Annotated in this window: 20 protein-coding genes; 10 read left to right on the forward strand and 10 right to left on the reverse strand. The window is 47.4% G+C overall.

Annotated features, from left to right (window positions below; all coding sequences use genetic code 11):
* Positions 1-7: 7 nt before the first annotated feature.
* The 4 genes from dapD to KFF03_RS07450 form a co-directional block, all read right to left on the reverse strand.
* Complete coding sequence (gene dapD / locus KFF03_RS07435) at positions 8-1,036, reverse strand: 2,3,4,5-tetrahydropyridine-2,6-dicarboxylate N-succinyltransferase (RefSeq protein WP_255860341.1); 1,029 nt, start codon at positions 1,034-1,036, stop codon at positions 8-10.
* Between the two features lie 61 nt (positions 1,037-1,097).
* Positions 1,098-1,433, reverse strand: coding sequence for an ArsC family reductase (locus KFF03_RS07440; protein ID WP_370647461.1), 336 nt, complete (start codon positions 1,431-1,433; stop codon positions 1,098-1,100).
* Positions 1,434-1,561: 128 nt separating this feature from the next.
* On the reverse strand, positions 1,562-2,278 hold the full coding sequence (locus tag KFF03_RS07445; RefSeq protein WP_255860343.1) for a hypothetical protein: 717 nt from the start codon (positions 2,276-2,278) through the stop codon (positions 1,562-1,564).
* A 344-nt stretch (positions 2,279-2,622) separates the two neighbouring features.
* Positions 2,623-3,195: a hypothetical protein gene (locus KFF03_RS07450; protein ID WP_255860345.1), complete on the reverse strand. Its 573-nt coding sequence runs from the start codon at positions 3,193-3,195 to the stop codon at positions 2,623-2,625.
* 216 nt (positions 3,196-3,411) lie between these two features.
* Between KFF03_RS07450 and KFF03_RS07455 the strand changes: the two genes are divergently transcribed.
* On the forward strand, positions 3,412-5,415 hold the full coding sequence (locus KFF03_RS07455; protein ID WP_255860347.1) for a methyl-accepting chemotaxis protein: 2,004 nt from the start codon (positions 3,412-3,414) through the stop codon (positions 5,413-5,415).
* Between the two features lie 12 nt (positions 5,416-5,427).
* Here the strand turns inward: KFF03_RS07455 and KFF03_RS07460 are convergent, their stop codons facing one another.
* The 3 genes from KFF03_RS07460 to KFF03_RS07470 form a co-directional block, all read right to left on the reverse strand.
* Entirely contained in the window at positions 5,428-6,123 is a 696-nt protein-coding gene (locus KFF03_RS07460; protein ID WP_255860348.1) for an alpha/beta hydrolase, read from the reverse strand.
* A gap of 66 nt (positions 6,124-6,189) precedes the next feature.
* Positions 6,190-7,398, reverse strand: a complete 1,209-nt coding sequence (locus tag KFF03_RS07465) for a DUF819 family protein (protein WP_255860349.1) — start codon at positions 7,396-7,398, stop codon at positions 6,190-6,192.
* 15 nt (positions 7,399-7,413) lie between these two features.
* Complete coding sequence (locus KFF03_RS07470; protein WP_255860351.1) at positions 7,414-8,709, reverse strand: alanine racemase; 1,296 nt, start codon at positions 8,707-8,709, stop codon at positions 7,414-7,416.
* Between the two features lie 277 nt (positions 8,710-8,986).
* Here KFF03_RS07470 and KFF03_RS07475 point away from each other — a divergent pair, with 277 nt between their 5' ends.
* From KFF03_RS07475 to KFF03_RS07500, 6 genes are all read left to right on the forward strand, one after another.
* Positions 8,987-10,201: a tryptophan--tRNA ligase gene (locus KFF03_RS07475; protein ID WP_255860352.1), complete on the forward strand. Its 1,215-nt coding sequence runs from the start codon at positions 8,987-8,989 to the stop codon at positions 10,199-10,201.
* A gap of 18 nt (positions 10,202-10,219) precedes the next feature.
* The gene (locus KFF03_RS07480) at positions 10,220-11,137 is read left to right on the forward strand and encodes a ScpA family protein (RefSeq protein WP_255860354.1); all 918 of its coding nucleotides are present in this window, start codon (positions 10,220-10,222) and stop codon (positions 11,135-11,137) included.
* Between the two features lie 100 nt (positions 11,138-11,237).
* Positions 11,238-12,629 (forward strand): SMC-Scp complex subunit ScpB, encoded by a 1,392-nt coding sequence (gene scpB, locus KFF03_RS17725; protein WP_370647462.1) that lies wholly within the window; start codon positions 11,238-11,240, stop codon positions 12,627-12,629.
* Positions 12,630-12,662: 33 nt separating this feature from the next.
* Entirely contained in the window at positions 12,663-13,502 is an 840-nt protein-coding gene (gene rluB / locus KFF03_RS07490; RefSeq protein WP_255860356.1) for a 23S rRNA pseudouridine(2605) synthase RluB, read from the forward strand.
* 79 nt (positions 13,503-13,581) lie between these two features.
* Positions 13,582-14,016 (forward strand): hypothetical protein, encoded by a 435-nt coding sequence (locus tag KFF03_RS07495; protein ID WP_255860358.1) that lies wholly within the window; start codon positions 13,582-13,584, stop codon positions 14,014-14,016.
* Positions 14,017-14,164: 148 nt separating this feature from the next.
* The gene (locus KFF03_RS07500) at positions 14,165-14,929 is read left to right on the forward strand and encodes a zinc ribbon domain-containing protein (RefSeq protein WP_255860359.1); all 765 of its coding nucleotides are present in this window, start codon (positions 14,165-14,167) and stop codon (positions 14,927-14,929) included.
* A 54-nt stretch (positions 14,930-14,983) separates the two neighbouring features.
* On the opposite strand, the gene KFF03_RS07505 is transcribed toward KFF03_RS07500, so the two are convergent.
* The 3 genes from KFF03_RS07505 to KFF03_RS07515 form a co-directional block, all read right to left on the reverse strand.
* On the reverse strand, positions 14,984-15,580 hold the full coding sequence (locus KFF03_RS07505) for a rhomboid family intramembrane serine protease (RefSeq protein WP_255860360.1): 597 nt from the start codon (positions 15,578-15,580) through the stop codon (positions 14,984-14,986).
* Positions 15,581-15,673: 93 nt separating this feature from the next.
* Entirely contained in the window at positions 15,674-16,783 is a 1,110-nt protein-coding gene (gene zapE / locus KFF03_RS07510; RefSeq protein ID WP_255860361.1) for a cell division protein ZapE, read from the reverse strand.
* A gap of 97 nt (positions 16,784-16,880) precedes the next feature.
* Positions 16,881-17,516, reverse strand: a complete 636-nt coding sequence (locus tag KFF03_RS07515; RefSeq protein WP_255860362.1) for an alpha/beta hydrolase — start codon at positions 17,514-17,516, stop codon at positions 16,881-16,883.
* 210 nt (positions 17,517-17,726) lie between these two features.
* Here KFF03_RS07515 and cysD point away from each other — a divergent pair, with 210 nt between their 5' ends.
* The 3 genes from cysD (at position 17,727) to KFF03_RS07530 (ending at position 21,121) form a co-directional block, all read left to right on the forward strand.
* A complete protein-coding gene (gene cysD / locus KFF03_RS07520) occupies positions 17,727-18,635 on the forward strand; it encodes a sulfate adenylyltransferase subunit CysD (RefSeq protein WP_255860367.1) in 909 nt (302 codons plus the stop codon).
* Positions 18,635-20,245 (forward strand): sulfate adenylyltransferase subunit CysN, encoded by a 1,611-nt coding sequence (gene cysN / locus KFF03_RS07525; RefSeq protein ID WP_255860368.1) that lies wholly within the window; start codon positions 18,635-18,637, stop codon positions 20,243-20,245. The genes cysD and cysN overlap by 1 nt, the downstream gene beginning before the upstream one ends.
* A 150-nt stretch (positions 20,246-20,395) precedes the next feature.
* On the forward strand, positions 20,396-21,121 hold the full coding sequence (locus tag KFF03_RS07530; protein WP_255860369.1) for a sulfite exporter TauE/SafE family protein: 726 nt from the start codon (positions 20,396-20,398) through the stop codon (positions 21,119-21,121).
* The last annotated feature ends 19 nt before the right edge of the window (positions 21,122-21,140 follow it).

Genomic DNA, 21,140 nt, shown 5'->3' on the forward strand with positions numbered 1-21,140 from the left:
CGGCGAATTAGTTATTCGCGTGCAGCTCGTTGTTCAACTCAATCGCCGTTTTGTTGGTTACACACTGCAGTGCGCCAGTGATGGAATCGCGACGGAACAGCAGGTCAGATTTACCGGCCAGATCACGTGCTTTAACCGTTTCAACCACGGCTTTGTTGTCGTCCAGTACCTGAATTTTGCTGCCAGCAGTGATGTACAGGCCAGCTTCTACGGTGCAACGGTCGCCCAGAGGAATACCGATACCAGCGTTAGCGCCTAGCAGACACTTCTCACCCACAGAGATGATGATGTTGCCGCCGCCAGACAGAGTGCCCATGGTCGAGCAGCCACCGCCTAAGTCAGAACCGTCGCCTACTACAACACCGGCAGAGATACGGCCTTCAATCATGGAAACACCCATGGTACCGGCATTAAAGTTCACAAAACCTTCGTGCATGATGGTGGTGCCTTCACCGATGTAAGCACCTAAGCGAACACGTGCGGTGTGTGCGATACGAACGCCGCTTGGTACCACGTAGTCGGTCATACGTGGGAACTTATCAACGCTGTTTACGCTTAACAGTTCGCCGTTCAGACGCGCTTGCAGTTGCGCTTGTGGCAGTTCCGCCAGATCAATTGCACCCAGGTTAGTCCAAGCTACGTTTGGCAGCAGGCCGAACATACCCGACAGATCAACGCCGTGTGGCTTAACCAGGCGGTGCGATAACAGGTGTAGCTTCAGATACACTTCTGGCGTCGTGGAAGATTGCTCGTCGGTTTCCAGAATGGTCACAACCACAGGCTTCTGGCTTTCAGTGCAGGCACGTGCCAGTGCTGCTTGTGCCGCATCGGCGGCTTCAATCGCGTCTGCGAATGCGCTCAGTTCACCACCGTCGGCTTCGATGGCCTGATTGCCACCTTCGTAGCCCAGTGTTTCTTTAGCGGCAGCAACCAGCTCTGCGGCCGGGTTTAACAGAGGCTGCTGGTAGAAAACTTCTAACCACTCGCCTTTGCTGTTTTTTGTACCAACGCCGATGGCCAGGGCAAATGTGCTCATTGGATATCCTCAAATATAAATAGATGTGTCGTGTTAATTCGTTTCTTCGCAGGTCAGTTGCTTAACTGAACAGCTGCTGATATTCGTCGGCTTTAAAGCCCAGTATTTTGGCAGAGCCGGTATCCAGTAACGGACGCTTAATGATGGACTGGTTTTCCAGCATCACTGCACGCGCACTGTCGCGGTCAATATTGTCTTTGATGTCGTCTGGCAGCTTACGCCAAGTGGTACCACGCTTATTGATCAAAGCCTCGAAGCCTAACTCATCAAGCCAGCTGTCCAGCTGGGCTTCGCTTAAACCGTCTTTTTTGTAGTCATGGAACTGATAATCAACCCCGTTTTCTTCCAGCCATTTGCGGGCTTTCTTGATGGTGTCGCAACCGGGGATTCCGAACATAGTGATCAAAGCTCTGTCCTCTGCGGGCTCTGTAAAAATCGGCAGCTATGGTAGCAGAAGACGGAGAGGGTGTTTAGGCCTATGAGGCTATGTTGTCAGGTGGGTTAGCTGACGCTGCAGGCCCTGAATTAAACGTATATATCTACGGTAGTAAGTTTGTTATAAACAACTTCTGCACGTGCATCTAACTGGTCATGCAGGGCGTATCCATGGCCTATAGGAGAGCTTGAAGCCCCGTCGACGTACTCACGGAAGTTTATGATTTCTGAAAAGTTTTCGTTTGTTAGGTCAAACTTACCAATACTGGTGGAGTACATTGCTTTCGTTCGATCTTCCTCAATGAACTCAACCATCAGGTCACGGGCTTCGGTTAGATCTTCAGTGATACCAGATTTACTAATAATTGAAGCGAGTTTCTCTTTATCTGCATCATTCAGGTGGTCAGCCTTAACGATAATCCCTCCGTTTTCATCGATTGAGAAATCCCAGTCAGTCCGGGCAATATCCGGCATTTGCGTGGCAACCTCGTCTTCTAACACATCGATTTTAGATTCGAGACTATCTGTGACTCTCGGGAGGTCTCCCACGTAAATATCTATTACTCTCAGCTTACTTGCTGCACGTTCGTCAGCAGTGATATTGCCTCCGGGGTATGTAGTAATTAAGGCTCTAAGTCCAGTAGCATCCTGCTGAGCTTGCTGTTCAGACTTCTTAATCTTGGCATTTTTGGCTGAGACCCTATCTTCAAACGACTGACTACTTTGATCTTGAAGAACAGGCTTATTCGATACTGCACCCTTAGATAGGGCGGCACCCGCTTGTATGTTTACACCGTTGATAATCATATCGAGTCCTTTTCATTATTGAGCTGGGGAACCTGATATTGCGTAGATTCAAAACGAGCTGCTATTGATTTAAGGCTACTATCGGCACAGTAGTTGTGTACTTTATAAATTATTGGTGTGTTTCAGTAAGTTTTCGTAGCGGCAGCGGTAAAAGGGCGGGGTATAAAGCGGTGTTTTTTATATGGTTTAACTCACAAAAATAGCTCGCAGTTCTTAATGCCATACATGGTGATCAAGGCGTATATCCTCTAAAACAATGCGGATTTTTGTGTGCAAAACGGGCGCTATGGTAGCAGAAGTGGAGGAGCGGCTGAAGCTGAGGTCTGATTATTCAAGCAGCAGGATTAAAACAGCCTGATTAAGGGCTGCTGACCCTCATAATCCGGCAACAGCCAGATTTGTTCAAAAGGATGGTTCGGCAATAATAGCTGATTAACCTGACCGAGAAAGTCGGTACTTTGCCAAAGCGGGCTGACATTTCGAATGATTAACCACACTCGATCCGATAAATAATGTTTCTTGGATTTTTGTCTCAGTATATTGCCTAAGGCAACTTGAAGTCGTTGTCGTACATCCAGCTCGGTTAATTCCTGCAGATAGCGCCGTAGTTCCTGAGATTCTGAAGAGGGTTCTGCATCCGGTTCAACTTGTTGCGTAATATGATGCGTCAGAATTTTTGCTTCGCTGCTGCTGGCGTATAAATGAGCAATTTCCAGATCCAGCGGCTGACCATCCAGGTGGCATGATACGTCGGGCTTGGCTGGTTCGTTGTGCCATATATCCCGTATCGGGATGCCATGTTGCTTTTCATAAGCTCGCATAAATAAGCGTGCTGCATCTCGTTCCAGTTGACGCTTTACGGTTTCAGATCGGTTTAATGGCTTACCATCGTCATAATGATGAATATCTGACGTCATTAATAACTCATTACCCTTGTTCTACCTGAGTCTTTCTTAAATATCTGTCTAAAGAATGGCATATCAGCATTTGATAAATAAGACCTTAGAATGGTTTTTAAGCACTTATTTAGTGCATTTTGATTAATATCAAAATGCCTGTTGATATTAATCAATGCGAGCTGGAATTGCGGCAAAAACCAACTAACGTAATGTGTAAGAAATACGGGAGTTATTATGAAGTTTCTGCGTAATGCCAGTGTTAAGCACAAGCTTTTATTGTTGTTGATCTTGCCGCTGCTCGCTTTGTTGTTTTCTCAAAGCATGGTTCTTAAAGGTCATATGCACGATGTTGAATCGATGCAGCACATTGCTGATTTGGCAGAATTGTCCGTGGTAAACAGTGCTCTTGCCCATGAGATGCAAAAAGAGCGGGGTATGTCGGCTGGTTATCTGGGCAGCGGTGGTACCAAGTTTGTTGATGCTTTGCCAAAACAACGTCAGCTGACTGACCAGCGCTTGTCTGAGTGGCATGACTGGATCAATAACAATGATTACAGCCTTTACCCCAGCGTCCATAAAGAAGTGATGGATGTGGCTTCGGGTGTGAAGCAATTAGCGGGAATACGCCAGCGTGTCAGTGCTCAACAAATAGAGCTATCCAGTGTGCTTAAGTTTTATACCAACAATATTCGCCACTTATTAAGTGTGCCTGCGTATGCTACCGATTATACCGAAGATGGCGAAATCTCACGTGAACTGCAGGCCTATTTCAACTTTTTACAAGGCAAAGAACGCTCTGGTATTGAGCGTGCTGTGTTGAGTAATGCGTTTGCTAAAGACCAGTTTGCACCGGGTTTATATGCACGGTTTATTGACCTGGTTTCCGGGCAAAATACTTATTTCTCTAACTACCAGTTGTTTGCCAATGAAGAGGAACTTCAGCATTTTGCAGCATTCAAGCAAACTGCAGAGGAAAAGCAGGTTCAGGAATACCGACGTATCGCTAACGACAAGGCGATGAGTGGTGGCTTTGGAGTTGATCCCAGTAAGTGGTTTGCAGCTTCAACAGCCCGGATTAATAAACTCAAAGCGCTGGAAGATGATTTTAAGAAAACAATGATTGAGCATGCTAAAGCGGCAACATCGGCCGCTAAAGCACGCATGTGGTCGTCACTGGTGACAGCGCTGGTGGTGGTTGGATTGACTCTGGTAATTGCTTTTTGGTTATCTTCATTAATGTATCGCCAGATACGTTCACTGTCCCATACCATGCATCAGGCTGGCAGAGAGTTTCGTCTGGATAGTCGCAGTGAAATTTTCATGGACGACGAGTTGGGTGACTCCGCCACTGCACTGAATGAGATGCTGGAGAATATTTCCGACCTGGTTCGTCAGATGGAGAACACATCAAAAGAAGTGGAGCTGATCTCCATTCAGAACCATTGCACCGTTTCCCTGAGTGCCAAAGGCATGCAGGCACAACAAACGGAAACGGAAAAAGTGGTGGTTGGGGTTGGTCAGCTGGAACAGGCCACCCGTGAAATTGCCGCGAATATTCAGACGGTTGCTAATCAATCTGAGAATGCCAACCGAATCACTGACGAAGGCACCCAGGTGGTTGAACGCAGCGTATCGCGGATTGCCAATCTGAATGAGCATATGGCCGAAGTCTCTTCCACCATTCGTGAGCTGCATAACAGCAGTAGTACCATTGGTGGCGTGTTGAATGTGATCAAATCTATTGCCGAACAAACCAATTTATTGGCGTTAAATGCGGCCATTGAAGCGGCTCGTGCCGGTGAGCAGGGAAGAGGTTTTGCGGTCGTAGCAGACGAAGTTCGTACTTTGGCACAGCGTACTCAAGAATCCACGTCTGAAATTGAAAGCATCATTGGTAAATTCCAGCAGGAATCTGAAGCGGCGTTTGCTGCTGTCGAGCAATCTCAGTCAGCGGTTGATGAAAGTGTGTCGACGGCGGGTGAACTCGACCGGGCACTGGTCTCAATTCGAGACGCTATCAGTGATATTCAAAACCTGTCGGACCAAGTGGCTTCTGCAGCGGAAGAGCAGGTTGCTACCAATAAAGAGTTGGGTGACTCCATGCGCCAGATCCACAACATTGCTGAACACACGGTTGAAACTTCTGACTTTATGCGTAAAACCTCTAAACAGCAGCGTGAGCTGTCGCAGAAAATGAATCAGCAGGCCGATCGTTTTATCATTGCTGATTTAAAATAAGCCGGAACAGGCTTAATGAGCTGATAGCGTTTGGCTGATAAAATCGGCCACGTCTTTCAGCTCACCTTCACTCACTTCGTGCTGCAGTGGGTATTTCTTCCATACCGGCTCAAACCGGTTGGCTCTGAACCACTCCAGTGCTTCCAGTCCAAGCATTTCTGGCACCACCATATCCTGCGACCCGTGGCCAATAAATACGGGTAGTTGTTGGTTTTCGGGAGCGATTTTCAGTGTGTCAGCAATATAGGTTGAAAGGCTGATGACCCCGGCCAATGATTCGGTGAATCCACAGGCCGCCTGATACGCGACCGCTCCTCCTTGTGAAAACCCTGCAATAAAAACGCGTTTGCTTTCCAGTCCGTTGTTAATTTGTTGTTTGACCAAATCTTGTATCGCATGAATCGCTTGCTGATATTGATGGGTATTAATCGTGCGCCTCGGCGATGCAGAGAGAATGTCATACCAGGCGGGCATCATCATGCCACCATTAATACTGACGGAGAGTGAAGGCGCTTGTGGGTAGATCATGCGTAAGCCCGGTTGGCCACTATATTGGCGTATAAATGGCGTGATGGGAGCAAAGTCATAAGCCGTCGCTCCAAGGCCATGTAGCCAGATAATGCAGCTGTCTGCTTCCACATCTGGCTCATGAACTAGAACCTTCAGCGATTCAAACGTTGACGCTGTTTCACTTATCGTCTCACTCATTGGTACACCTGGCTGGTAAAAAATCCGAGTATATCAAATCGGTGTTGCCAGAGTATTTTCTGAGGCTCAGCCTCCGAGCATGGAACGTGTGGCATAGGCAACAGCAATACCCAGGTAATTACCAATCACATAACCCAGAATGGCTGCCGCAAAGCCGGGAATAATAATTTCACGGTTTTTTAATGCCCCGGCAATCACGGGAATAAAAGGAACCGACATAATGGCGGCCGATGAGGTAATCAAAAAAGTATCAGTATCGATGTTCATCAGCTTGCAGATCATCGCCTGCAGCACTAATGAGCCTAACAAGATGAAGCCAATATAAGCAAACAGATCGAGGTTCAGGTTGGTGATAATGCTGGTATCTGTCATGGTGCCCATGGTGAAACAAAACACCAGAATTAAATACATACCCAGTTGGAAACTGTTGGCTAACTGGCGGACATAAGGAATAAACGACGCACCAAGGCCAAGACTGGTAATGGCAATGATGATGACGGCGGATGACATCGAAGCCGGGAATAAACCCGCGATCAATTTGGCCCCCCCAACACAGCAGGCTGAGATCAATAGTACCTTTAAGGTTTGAGGCATGGTTTTAACGTCGGCCAACACCTTATAACTGTTGGCGGTTTCATCGGCTAAGTGTGAGAATTTATCGTGATGATCGGAGGATTCGTGTACGCCACCATCTTGAGTGTCATGAGTTTCCTGAAAAGGGCGAAGCAATAAACCAAATAATGGTTTGGCGATGGTCATCACAAAAATCAGGTACAGCGCTGACAACAAAATATCGTAAGTTGTCATGGTCACAAAGATCGCCTGATCGGCATCAATGGCGGTTTTAATCGCTGCCATATTGGGGCCGCCGCCGGTATAGGCGCCAACCGACATGCCGGCAATTTGCCAAATGTTATTGAGTTGCCCGCTGAATAATAACGCGCCAAGAAAGCTGATCAGCATGACCGAAACTAATGCAACGGCCATGCTTTTCATGGTGTCGCCTGCCATTTTTAACGAATGCTTTACATCAATCGAAAATACCAGCATGGGTAATGCTAGTGCGATGGCAATTTCGGAGAGATTAGTTTGCAGCTCAGTGAGTGATTGAGGATCAATCCAGGAAGAGAAGTCCAGCGAAGCGCTGAGTAATATGCCTAAGCCAAACGATAAAACCACCACTCCGATTTTATCCAGTATCTGAAATTTCTGACACAGGAATACCAGCAGGGCCGGAATAAACAGATACATAATTGCGGCAACAATAACAGACAAGGTGATGTTCCTTTTTTATAGTATTTTTTGAGACGGTTTAATATTTGTTCTCGATTGAGAGCCTGTTTCTGACTGAGACAGAGGTACAGCTTCTGGCAAAGAATCAATTGGGTATTGGAACACCGGCCAATGCTGTTTGATTTTTCCTTCGTCTAATAACAGTAACTCGCCGAACTGCAGGAAAACGGCCTCACTTTGAGACGGCCGGAAAAACAAAAAGTCATCACGCTTTACCGGGCTGTTAAGTGGCACCTGGTACAATTCCTGATTGCTGGAATGACCCAATAATTCAGAGTGTTTGGCTTCATCGGGATAACATGGGCTGGCTAACCAGTTGCCGCCATAAATAAAGACACCTCGTTTGGGGGCTTTACCGAATAATCGCAGCAGCTTGGTTAAGCCGGAGGCCATTGGGATTTCCGGTGCGTCGATGTCTTTTAATATGGGTGCGGCAATAAAGCAGGCCGGGGCATGATGCTGCAGGGTAAATACATCAAAGTCAGTTGGTTTAACCAGTGCTGAAGCAGTGGCAATTTCATTAATAACGGGTGTTTTTTGTCGGGCAGCCTGCTCATACAGTGGATAGGTTGAACTGCCGGCGCCATTCAGACAGAGCTGGCTGGTTGTTTCTTCACCAAACACGGCTTCGATTTGTTGGATGCGTTGTTGATAGGTCGTCATCGCTTGTTTAAATGCTTTGCGATGACCGCCTAAAAAGCCTGGAATTTTGGTGATGTGGGCTTCATAACCCATGAGGCCACTGAGCTTGAGGTGGCGGCTTTTTTTCAATAAAGCCAACGCCTGATCAAATTCACTTTCATCACTGAAACCACCTCGGTTAAGGCCAATATTAATCTCAAGGTTGATTTGCATGGTGATCTGCTGGCGTTGGGCAAAATTCTGATATTCCTGCAGGCGTTCTAATGAATCGACCAGCCATTGCAGTTGCTGGCTGTCATTGAAACTGCTGAGGGACGTTTGCTTCCAGTTATAAAAAGCCTGAACCGCGCTGATCGGCATTGGTTTACCTAACAATACATCGGCTTCCGGAATTTCCTGAATCAGATGGATCAGAAAGGGCAGATGAAAGCTCATTAAACGGTTGGTGCCGGTACGGCGCATGATATAACGCAGCATAGGTACGGATGGCAGCGATTTAGCCACAATGCGTAACTGATAGCCCTGATTGGTCACCTGCAGCAGATGGTCGATATTCTGATCCAGTCGCTGTTTATCAATAATCAGTGACGGGTAATGAATGCCAGCTTGTTTGAGGCTGTTGTCCAGAGATTGAAAATAGAGGTCATTCATGAAGTCATCCGAAACGTTTGCTTTAACACAGGCCTTCCGCAGGTCTTTTTATGTGCCGTGTGCAGCCGTTTTCATCATCTTATTGGAGTTATAGTTGCACGTTTGTACCATAATGGTGGGCGATTGTCATATTAGCGGTTGTCATATTAACAGTCATAGTGCTTATCTTTAGATACTGTGCTCGTCTTTGAAATACTATGCCCATCTTTGAAATACTATGCTCGTCTTGTCTGGCGAGGTAAACTAGCGCCATGTTTATAACGATGAGGAACAGGCATTGAGTTCTGTTGACCCGCAGAGGCGGGTGTTATCCGGAATGCGACCAACCGGTCGTCTCCACTTAGGCCATTATCATGGTGTTCTGAAAAACTGGGTGAAGTTGCAACACGAGTACGATTGTTTCTTCTTTGCCGCAGACTGGCACGCACTCAGCAGTCGTTACGAAAACAGCAATGATATTGCCGGCCACTCACTGGATATGATTATTGATTGGTTGGCAGCGGGTGTTAACCCAGGCACAACGACATTATTTGTACAAAGCCGCATTCCTGAGCTGGCTGAACTGCACTTGTTGTTATCGATGATCACACCACAAGCCTGGCTGGAGCGGGTGCCGAGTTACAAAGATCTGAAAGAAAAACTGCGCGACAGTGAAAACAGTACGCTGGGTTTTCTTGCTTATCCGTTATTACAAAGCGCGGATATGCTGGCGTTTCGTGCCGGGCAGGTACCCGTGGGCGCCGATCAGGTGGCTCATATTGAACTGGCGCGGGAAGTGTCTCGTCGGTTTAATCATTTGTACGGGCGGGAAGCCGGATTTGAAGCCAATGCTGAACTGGCGATTAAAAAGCTGGGCAAAAAAGTATCAGGTTTATATTCCCAGTTGCGCAGCACTTACCTGAGTCACGGCGATGTTGAAGCGTTAGCGACCGCTCAGGCACTGGTCAAAGAACAAAATAATTTAACCCTGGCAGACCGTGAACGACTGCTGGGCTATCTCGAAGGTACGGGCAAAACGATACTGCCAGAACCGATGGAAATGTTATCCGATGTTTCCCGCTTACCTGGCTTAGATGGCCAGAAAATGTCGAAGTCTCACGACAACCTGATTCCATTGCGGGCTGAGCCAGACGAGATTGAGAAAAAAGTTCGTACCATGCCTACCGATCCGGCGCGTATTCGCCTGACCGATGCCGGTAATCCGGATAAATGCCCGGTATGGCAGTTTCATCTGACGTATTCCGATGAAACAACACAGGAACGGGTGCAGCAGCAATGTCGCAGTGCTGGCTGGGGTTGTCTGGAATGCAAACAGCCTATCATTGATGCGGTGATAGCTGAGCAGCAACCGATTCGAGAGCGCGCTCAGCAATACGAAAGTAATCGAGATCTGGTGCGCAGCATTATTGCTGAAGGCACCGATAAAGCCCGGGAAGAAGTGCGTGACACGCTGGAAATTGTGCGTGAAGCCATGGGCCTGGATTATTTGTAGAGGACGTAATATCAGATTATGAATGACCAGAGCGTAACAGAGGCAGATTCGTCGGTGGCAGACGAAGCCGTTGCTGACAGCCAAGCAGGCACTGAAAAAAGAGGCCAACAGGAAATGCCGTTTGCTCTGGTGCAGGGTGAGCCCATGACTCAGCTGCCGCTCGATCTGTATATTCCACCGGATGCGTTAGAAGTCATTCTGGAGCAGTTTGAAGGGCCGCTGGATTTATTGCTGTATCTGATTCGCAAACAAAACCTCGATATTCTTGAAATCAACGTCGCGGATATTGTTGAGCAATATCTGGAATACATCGACATGATGAAAGCCATGCAGCTGGAGGTTGCCGGAGAATACCTGGTGATGGCCGCGATGCTGGCCGAAATCAAAAGTCGCATGTTATTACCGCGCAATAACGAAAACGGTGACGAGGAAGAAGAAGACCCACGAGCGGAGCTGATTCGTCGTTTGCAGGAATACGAACGCTTTAAAACGGCTGCGGAAAATCTGGATGAGTTACCGCGTCTTGAGCGTGATACCTGGCTGCCTGAGGTGGATGCACCGGAGCGGATTCAGGAGCGCATTCACCCGGAAGTGGAAATGAAAGAAATCATGCTGGCGTTTGCCGCGGTATTACGCCGTGCTGAGCGTTTTGAGCATCATGAAATTCAGCGCGAGCAATTATCGACCCGGGAGCGGATGACGGATGTGCTGGAGCGCTTAAAAGGCGGCAGCTTTACCACTTTTCGCTCTCTGTTTGAGCCAAAAGAAGGTAAACTGGGCGTTGTTGTCACGTTTCTGGCGATTCTGGAGCTGGTGAAAGAATCCCTGATTGATATCGTGCAGCAGGATACGTTTGGCACCATTCATGTAAAAACCCGGGAAGCCATCAGTCCACACCGCCAGATCCGGGATGAAGCAGACGACGCTGCTGGTTGATTGATTCTTTAATTGCTTAGTTGATTGTTTGCTTGGTAGACCATCGTTTGCCAACCGTTAAATAAGACCGTCGTGAGACACTCTTTATGGACGCTTTGTTATGAGCAGGCCCGCATTAAAAAATATTCTTGAAGCTGCGTTGATGGCTGCCGGTGGGCCGCTGTCGCTGGAACGTATGCAGACCTTGTTTGATCATCACGAACAACCCAAAAGCACCGAGCTGAAACAAGCCCTGACCGAGATCAAACACGACCTGTTAGGCCGTGGTATTGAATTGATCGAAGTCGCCAGTGGCTATCGTTTGCAAGTGCGTAGCGAAGTAGCCCCCTGGGTTGGCCGCTTGTGGGATGAACGCCCCCAACGCTATTCCCGCGCCTTACTGGAAACACTGGCACTGATTGCTTATCGCCAACCCATTACCCGGGGCGATATTGAAGATGTGCGTGGTGTTGTCGTGAGTTCACAAATGATGAAAACCCTGATCGAACGCGACTGGGTACGTATTGTTGGCTATCGCGATGTACCGGGCCGCCCGGCAATGTACGCCACCACCAAAGAATTCCTCGATTATTTTGGTTTAAAAAGTCTGGAAGACTTGCCAAGCCTGATGGAAATCCGCGAGCTGGAAGACACCAATCGTAAGCTGGAATTTGGTGACGATGCTGAAGCCCGCAAAGAAACACCAAAAGAATACGACTTCGTTTCGGATGAAGATGTTGAAGAGCGTGGTGCCAGTGTGCTGGATGCTACCGAAGAAGATCTGGCAAAAGCGGCAGCGCTTGTTGAACGTGTTGAAGCCAATGTTTTTGCCCGCCCGGACGATGAGGATGAAGCAGCCTCCGAAAAACCACGTGATATTGGTGAGTTACTGGAGCGTTTAGAAAACGTCGAAAAAGATCGGGATTTATCCGATTTAGTTGCGCAGCAAGAAGACTTAATGGCGCAGCAAGATGCCGCGATATCAGAGTTACCTGTCCCCGAAACGACTTTACCTGAAGCTGTGGTGTTAGAAGCTACTGAGCCAGAAGCGGTAGCTGACACGCCTAAGACGCTGGAAGATGCTCAGCGTGCACGTTTATTAGCTGAGCAGCAGGCCATTAAAGATCGCATTATGCAGGAAATTGCCGCAGAGCAGGCGGCCGCCAGTGCGGATGCAGAGCCGGAGGTACTTGAGCCTGAGGTGGTCGAGTCTGAGATAGTTGAACCTGAAGTAGTCGAGTCTGATGATCATGCTGATATGGATGCAGCAGAAGAACAGGCCGAGCGCGAATTGCTTGAAGAGCTGCAACTGGAACAAGAGCGGCTTGAACAGGAAAAAGCCGAACAGGAGCGCTTAGAAGCCGAAGCTGAAGAGTTATTGATTCAGCAGGAAATTGAAGCTGAAAAAGCGCTTTTAGCTGAAGAACAGGCAGAAAAGCAAGCTCAGGAAAACGAATTAAGCGATGACGACTCAGACTCGTCATCGCCGTCTGGCCCTAGCCTATTTGGATAAAAGCTGACAACCGAATTCAGAAGAAGAGATATTATGAGAGAACGAGTACAAAAATTATTAGCCCTGGCAGGTGTTGCCTCACGTCGTGAAGCCGAGCGTTTAATTGCCGAAGGCCGGGTTACCGTAAACGGCGATAAAGTGAAATTGGGCGACCGTGCACATCGTTTGGATGATGTGCGTGTGAATGGCCGTCCGGTTAAGCTCGAAGAAGCGGGTCGTACCCGTCGTGTGCTGGCTTATAACAAACCCGTGGGGGAAGTGTGCTCACGCAATGATCCGGATGGTCGTCCAACCGTATTTGATCATTTGCCGAAAACCAAAAACGAGCGCTGGATTAATGTTGGTCGTCTGGATATTAATACCAGCGGTTTATTGTTGTTTACCACCGATGGCGATTTGGCCAACAAATTAATGCATCCGTCTTCGGAAGTGGACCGTGAATACGCCGTGCGTGTGCGTGGTGACGTAGATGAAGCCATGATTGCTCGGCTTAAAGAAGGTGTGATGCTGGAAGATGGCCCGGCCCGTTTTACCGATGTTCAGTTCTTCGATGGTGAAGGCGCTAACAAATGGTATCACGTGGTGGTGATGGAAGGCCGTAACCGCGAAGTGCGTCGTTTATGGGAAAGCCAGGGGGTGGAAGTCAGCCGCTTAAAACGCGTGCGTTATGGCTGTATTTTTATGCCTGCGAATATTCCGGTTGGCACCTGGGTAGAATTAAAGCAGCGCGAAGTAAATGACCTTGCTGATCTGGTTGGTCTGGAGCGTAAGCGCACCAAGCGCTTAATTGGTAAAGAAAAAGAACAGTTTGTGCGTCAGCAAAAACGTCAGAAGGTGCGTCAATCGGCCGAGAAGCGAAAACCTAAGCAGTAAGAAACACTGCGGTGAACAAGCAGCTCAATTGGGCTGCTTTTTTATTTTTTCATGACCTATCCTTAAACTCAGGTACTGTATGCGTTTATTTCTAATGACCTTTCTGATGGCATTTCCATTTGCCTCGCTGGCTGAAAATACACCCGATTATACGGTGGTTGGTGGTCAGTTTTTCAGTGACGGAGAGCGGATTCCTGCTGGTTGTTTTGCTCAGCTAATGACCGAATTGAATGGTGATAACTCAGTCGCTGCGGTTTATCTGGGGCGTAATTCTTATCGTGGTTGTATGGCGGCTAATTTTCCTTACCCCGGTGGTGATGAGGTGTTAGCCAGCTATAACATTATCAAGCAGTTAGCAGACCATCATTATCAGATAGAGGTTTGTGTGTCGCTGGAGTCGGGCAGTCTAGGGAAAAATTGCGACAATCTGCAGATTGAGTTTGTGATGCGCCAATATGCTCTGCCGGACAGATCACTCTCCGTGCTTTCGGTTGAAAAAACCGGGGAATGGTGAAGGTAGACGATAAAATTTAGACTATTTATCAATGGGTATATTAGAATTTTCTGATATCATGCGCCTGATATGCCTTGAGTCAATAACAGGGTGTTGAATACTTGTTAATCTCGACTCATTTATGACCCCTGACTAAAGAAGTTGAAGTATGCCCTTAGTTTCCTGCCCGGAATGCAGTAATCAGGTTTCTGACGCTGCTGTTTCTTGTCCTTCTTGTGGACACCCGCTGCAACAAATACCTCAAACGCAGCAAGCGCCCCAAATACAATCAGCTCCTCAGCCTGAAAAAAGAGAGTTGTTTAAAACCAAGAAAGATAATTTTGTACTGGATGAGATTGCTGCCGTATCTTCAGTGAAAACACGCAACTGGGTCTATCTGGTTATTGGCTTGCCTGCCATCATTGCAACGATTCTCGCGTGGATGAATCAGGGTGGGGCGATTGCCGTTGCGGTAACGGTGGTGGCGCTGATTATTCTGGCCTTTATTCATGTTGATGAAGGGCGGATTGCAAGCACGGGCGCAGTGACTGAAGTTGAAGAAGACATGGATGAAATCAGTCAGCGTTATCATCAGGCCCTAAAAACGATAGAACTGGTTACCTATCAAGGGCGTAACACTTTTGTTGATATGCAGTTTTCAGTAAATCCGGAGCGAATTGCTGAGTTCAGCAAGACGTCGTCTTACGGTTATCTGGTGATGGTTGGTTTGGGGATTTTAACAGCAGTTGCCGGACAGCAAATGCAGATTCCTTTTTTATATGGTGCTGCCGTCGCAATTATCTTGTTAGGGGTTTTATCCCGTAAAGCCTCATTAGAAATTCGCGGGGTAGGTGGTGCAAAAATGGAACTGTACACCAAGGCTGGCGATATTAAACAGGTGATTGCTGAGTTAACAAAAGCGATTGAAAAATAGTTCTCCTTCAGAGAAGCAAGCTGCCGCAACTTATGTTTAGGTTTACTTCTCTGATTACATCTCTACTGTCACATTTTTAATCGGTATTTGCTGCAATATCATGGCGCAGGCAATGCCGCTTAACACACCGAAAATGTTACTCTCCCATGAAATGTAGGCATTAATCGGTAACAAACCAAATACCAGTCCGCCCCAGCCTAATAAGGTAATCAGTGAGATTGCCAGGTGTTTGATCTGGCGAGTACGAATGCCGCTGACCAATAAAAAGCCAAACAACGCATAAACTAAACCGTTAAGACCCATATGTGGGATGCCCCGGGCAAACAGCCAAACACCAAAGCCGGTTGCAAGGGTGCTGCTCAGCAGTACAGTCAGATAGGTTTTTTTACCGTATTGCATTGCCAGAAAAGACAGAATCGTAAACGGAATAATATTCGAGGCAAAATGCCAAGTGTCTTTATGAAGTAGGGGGGCTGTTATAATCAACGGCAGTCGTGTTATTTCCCGAGGAATCAGTGCCAGCACATTCAAGCTGCGTAACGTCAGCAGGTTTAATAATTCAATACTTAGTAAAACGGCTGCAATGATTAAGACAAAACGAAACTGTTTGCTAAGTGTTTGTTTGAAGTTAAATATCTTACGAGGAGTCATACAGCCAGGTGTTTCCTTTTTCCCTTGTTTTTGTTGGCGTGAAAAAAATAAGCAGCACAATGGCTGCTTATTCTGCTCTTGCGCTGAAAACGCTTAATCCGCCTTATGCTCGCGCGCTAAATAATCGTGTGACTGCATTTCCAGCATACGAGAGGTTGTACGTTGGAACTCAAATTCTAATTTTCCGGTGCCGTAAATTTCATGAATCGGTGCATCGGCCGACATAATCACTTTAACGCCACGGTCGTAGAATTCGTCAATCAGGTTGATATAACGACGAGCCAGGTCGTCATTTTTGGTTCCCATCACTGGCACATTAGAAATCAGAATGGCGTGGAACAGTTTGCCCAGTTCGATGTAATCGTTCTGCGATCGGGGTCCATCACACAAGCCTTCAAATTCAAACCAGGCTACGTCGTCGCAAACAGCTTTGGCTGGGATATTTCGACCTAGGATTTCAACGTTAACGTTTTTCTCAACGTGTTTAGGGTCAGGTATCAGGCTGTCGAAACTTTTTTGCAGCGATGCTTCTGCACTATCGTCCAGCGGGAAGTGATACAGTTCGGCTTGCTCCAGTGTCCGTAAACGGTAATCCACGCCACTATCGACGTTAACCACTTCGGTGTATTTATTCAGCAGTTTGATTGCCGGAATAAAACGATCACGCTGTAAGCCATCTTTATACAAACCATCCGGTACGATATTGGAGGTGGAGACCAGCGTGACGCCACGAGCGAATAATTCCTGCATCAGGCCACCAAGAATCATGGCGTCACCGATATCAGAAACAAAGAATTCGTCAAAACAGATCACAACCGCTTCTTCAGCAATCTGATCGGCAACGGTTTCCAGTGGGTTTTTAGCGCCGGTAAGTTTGGTTAAATCACCATGAACACGCTGCATAAAGCGGTGGAAGTGAGTGCGCATTTTACGTTCAAACGGCAGTGCGTCGTAAAAAGTATCCACCAGATAGGTTTTACCGCGGCCAACGCCACCCCAGAAGTACAGGCCTTTGATGGGCTCTTTCTGCTTCTTTTTGGTAAACAGCTTCGACATAAAGCCTTTGTTTCTGTTGGCTTCATAGTCGGCGACTAAATCATCGTACAGGCGTTGCAGATGTTTAACGGCCATTTCCTGTGCCGCATCGTAAGAGAAGTCATCACGTTTTAAGTCTTCTTGATAGAGTTCCCAAGGGGTAGACACAGCACACTCCGGATTTCAGCGGTTTGGTTTGAATAAGTTCAACAAAATGGGGGCGCAATTTACCTTAAAATGGCGTCTATTTGTAGTGGGGCGATGTTTACAGCAGGGCTTCAATATCGTGTTTCAGTGACTTTTGGAAGTCGGTCAAACGTCCGTGAAAGAAATGTCCACCATCCGAAAATACTTCCCAGTGAGGCTGAGGTACAACTCGGGCAACCCAATCATCCACTTCCTCAAAAGGTACCACTTCATCGGCATCACCCATGTATACGTGGGTTTCGAACTCATAAGGCAGGGTGTTTGGTGCGTCAAAGTGGTGTACGGCGGGTGCTACGAGAAACAGACCTGACAACCACTCGGGCTTTTCACATGCCGCCAGGCAAGCCATACCTGCGCCAAATGAGAAGCCACCGAGAAAAATGGTTTGCCAGCCTAATTCTTCTCTGGCGTAAGATAAGGCGGCTAATACGTCCTGTACTTCCCCTTTGCCGTGGTCATGCTCACCATTACTGTCACCGACGCCACGAAAGTTGAAGCGTAGTGTCGACATTCCAAGGCGCGCCGCTGTTCGGGTTGCCGTCGTTACAACCTTGTTGTGCATGGTGCCATCGAATAGAGGATGAGGATGGCACATCAGCAGACCTGCATTGTGTTGTTGCTGTGTGCTGTTTTGATGCAAGAGAGCTTCTAGTTGAATGTCTGCATGATGAATCGCCACGGTTTTTTCTGTCATCGGTATGTTCTCAGTGTCCGGTTAAGCTTCGTTAAGCTCTCAGTATTAAGTATTGTGATCAAGCTTTAATGTGCATGAGCGCGCCAGAAGTACCATATCTATATATCTAAATGTTATTTATATGACCTTCTTATATGCCAATCATCTTGGTATAGTCGCCGCAGTTAAAAATCCCCCTTTATGGAAATTTTGGGAGCAAAAAGAGCAACCATGACTGATTATAACCTGACGCATTTAAAGCAGCTGGAAGCGGAGAGTATTCATATTATCCGTGAAGTCGCTGCTGAGTTTGATAATCCAGTAATGCTGTATTCTGTCGGTAAAGATTCCGCAGTGATGCTGCACCTGGCCCGCAAGGCTTTTTATCCGGGTAAACCACCATTTCCTCTGATGCACGTTGATACCACGTGGAAGTTTAAGGAAATGATTGAATTCCGCGACAAAATGGCCAAAGAAATTGGTATGGAGCTGCTGGTTCATACCAACCCTGAAGGTTTGGCGGCTGGCGTTGGCCCGTTTACTCATGGCTCTTCCAAGCACACCGATATCATGAAAACCCAGGCGCTGAAACAAGCGTTAGATAAGTGGGGTTTTGATGCCGCGTTTGGTGGTGCACGTCGTGATGAAGAAAAATCCCGTGCCAAGGAGCGTGTGTATTCTTTCCGTGACGAAAATCACCGTTGGGACCCAAAAAACCAGCGTCCTGAGCTGTGGAATATCTACAACGGCAAAGTAAACAAAGGCGAATCCATTCGAGTATTCCCTCTATCTAACTGGACAGAACTGGATATCTGGCAGTACATCTATCTGGAAAACATTGATATTCCGGGTCTGTATCTGGCAGAAGAACGTCCTGTGGTTGAGCGTGATGGCATGCTGATCATGGTTGATGACGAGCGTATGCCGTTAGAAGAAGGCGAAGTGCCTGAGAATAAGATGGTGCGTTTCCGTACCCTGGGTTGTTATCCATTAACTGGCGCGGTGGAATCCACAGCAAACACCTTACCTGAAATTATTCAGGAAATGTTGCTGACCACTACGTCGGAGCGTCAGGGCCGTGCGATTGACCACGACTCGTCGGCATCTATGGAGAAGAAAAAACAAGAGGGGTACTTCTGATGTCACACCAATCTAACCTGATTGCAGAAGATATCCTGGGTTATCTGAAGCAACACGAAAACAAAGAACTGCTGCGTTTCCTGACTTGCGGTAACGTTGATGACGGTAAATCCACACTGATTGGACGCCTGTTATACGATTCCAAGATGATCTTTGAAGATCAGCTGGCGGCGATTGAAAATGATTCTGCCAAGTCCGGTACTCAGGGTGATCAGATTGACCTGGCATTGCTGGTAGATGGCCTGGCTGCTGAACGTGAGCAGGGTATTACCATTGACGTGGCTTACCGTTATTTCTCTACCGAGAAGCGTAAGTTCATCATTGCTGACACCCCAGGGCACGAACAGTACACACGCAACATGGCGACGGGTGCCTCAACCTGTGACCTGGCGATCATCCTGATTGATGCCCGTTACGGCGTTCAGACTCAAACCAAACGTCACTCGTACATCGCTTCTCTGCTGGGTATTAAGCACGTTGTGGTTGCGGTGAACAAAATGGATCTGCTGGACTTCTCCGAAGAGCGCTTCGAAGAAATCAAAGCCGATTACCTTAAGTTTGCTGAAAACCTGAATCTGAGCGACATCAAGTGTGTGCCGATTTCTGCCCTCGACGGTGACAACATTGTTAACCGTACCGAGCGTTCTAACTGGTACACCGATAAAACGCTGATGGAAATCCTGGAAACCGCTGAAATTTCGGCCGATAAAAACGTCGATAACTTCCGCTTCCCGGTTCAGTACGTGAATCGTCCAAACCTGGACTTCCGTGGTTTCTGTGGCACCGTAGCGTCGGGTGTTGTTCGTAAGGGCGATAGCGTGATGGCGCTGCCTTCGCGTAAAACCAGCACGGTTGCCTCGATCGTGACCTATGAAGGCGAGCACGAAGAAGCTTTTATCGACCAGGCCGTTACGATCACGCTGGAAGACGAAATTGACGTTTCTCGTGGTGATATGCTGGTTAATATCGACGACGTGCCGGTTGTAACCAGTAAGATCAATGCAGACATCGTATGGATGGCAGAAGACGCATTGGTACCGGGTAAGGCGTACGATATTAAGTTTGCGTCACAAATGTCTCAGGGTGCGGTTTCTAAAGTTCACCACCGTGTGGATGTGAACACCATGGAACAGCACGATGCTGACCAGATTAACCTGAATGAAATTGGCCTGTGTGAAGTGACTTTAACCAAGCCGGTTGCGTTTGATGCCTACCAGAAGAACCGTGCAACCGGTGCTTTTATTGTCATTGATCGCTTAACCAACGTGACCGTTGGTGCGGGTATGATTGTTGGCGAAGCTCAGGATGGCAACGGTGATGCCAGCCCATTAACGGCAGAAGAAAAAGCCGCACGCTTTGGCCAAAAGCCAGCCGTGGTTGCTATTAATTCTGTTGATGCTGAAAACGTTGCACTGCAACTGGATCGTCGCCTGTTTGAAATGGGTCGTGTATCCGCTATCGCAAACGCTGAAAATGCTGAGCTGCTGAAAGCGGCTGGTTTGGTAGCTCTGGTTGCCGGTGGTGCTGATGGTGCTGATATCAGCCTGGCGGCGGATCAAGAATCACTGGATAGTTTGATTGCTGATCTGCAGGAGAAAGGAATTATTTAATTTCTGACCTCTTAACGCATTAAATAAACCTCAACTTGGTAACAAGTTGGGGTTTTTTATTGCTCGTTAATAACGCCGATCTGATATAAAAGTAATTGTTTGCTGGAGTGACTGGTTTTTGAAAAAAGTGGTCTTTGAAGAGAGTAGGTTGTGTTAATTGAGTTATTGCTTGGCATTATAGCCTTAATCACTTCTGCCATTGCCGGTGTGATTGGTTTTGGTGGAGGCATGCTGTTAATCGCCATTATGCCGATGTTCTTGCCTGCCAGTATCATTATTCCGGTGCATGGATTAACTCAGCTTGCCAGTAATGCATCACGTATGGTGTTTTCACTAGGTTATGTTCGCTGGGAGTTTTTACCCCGCTTTTTAGTGGGCTCAGTGATCGGTATGGTGCTGGTTGGCTATGTGTTAATTAACGTGCCGATGGATTATGTGCCCGCCGCAATTGGCCTGTATTTATTACTGAATTTATGGAGTAAATCGTTTTCACGATTTATCAGTCGCTTTGAAAACTATTACCTGATTGGTTTTTTACAAACGGGGCTTGGCTTGGTGGTGGGTGCTACCGGGCCCTTGTCATTATCTGTGTTAACCAAGCAGCTGAGTTCAAAAGACGAAATTATCGCCACCAGTTCATTGTTTATGAGTATCAGCCATCTGGCAAAAATTCCGGTTTATGGTGTGCTGGCGTTTAATATTCTGGATGAAATCGGGCTGTTAACCTTTATGGTTGTAGGCTCAGTGCTGGGTTCTTTTATTGGCACCAAGCTGCGCTTGAAAGCCAATAACGATAAGTTAATTCAGAGTATTAAAATATTGTTGACGCTATTAGCGTTGAAGATGATTGTTGCTGTTGTGTTTAGCACCTATTAACAGAATATGGTTAATAGAC

Source organism: Bacterioplanoides sp. SCSIO 12839 (genome assembly GCF_024397975.1).
Lineage (GTDB): Bacteria > Pseudomonadota > Gammaproteobacteria > Pseudomonadales > Oceanobacteraceae > Bacterioplanoides.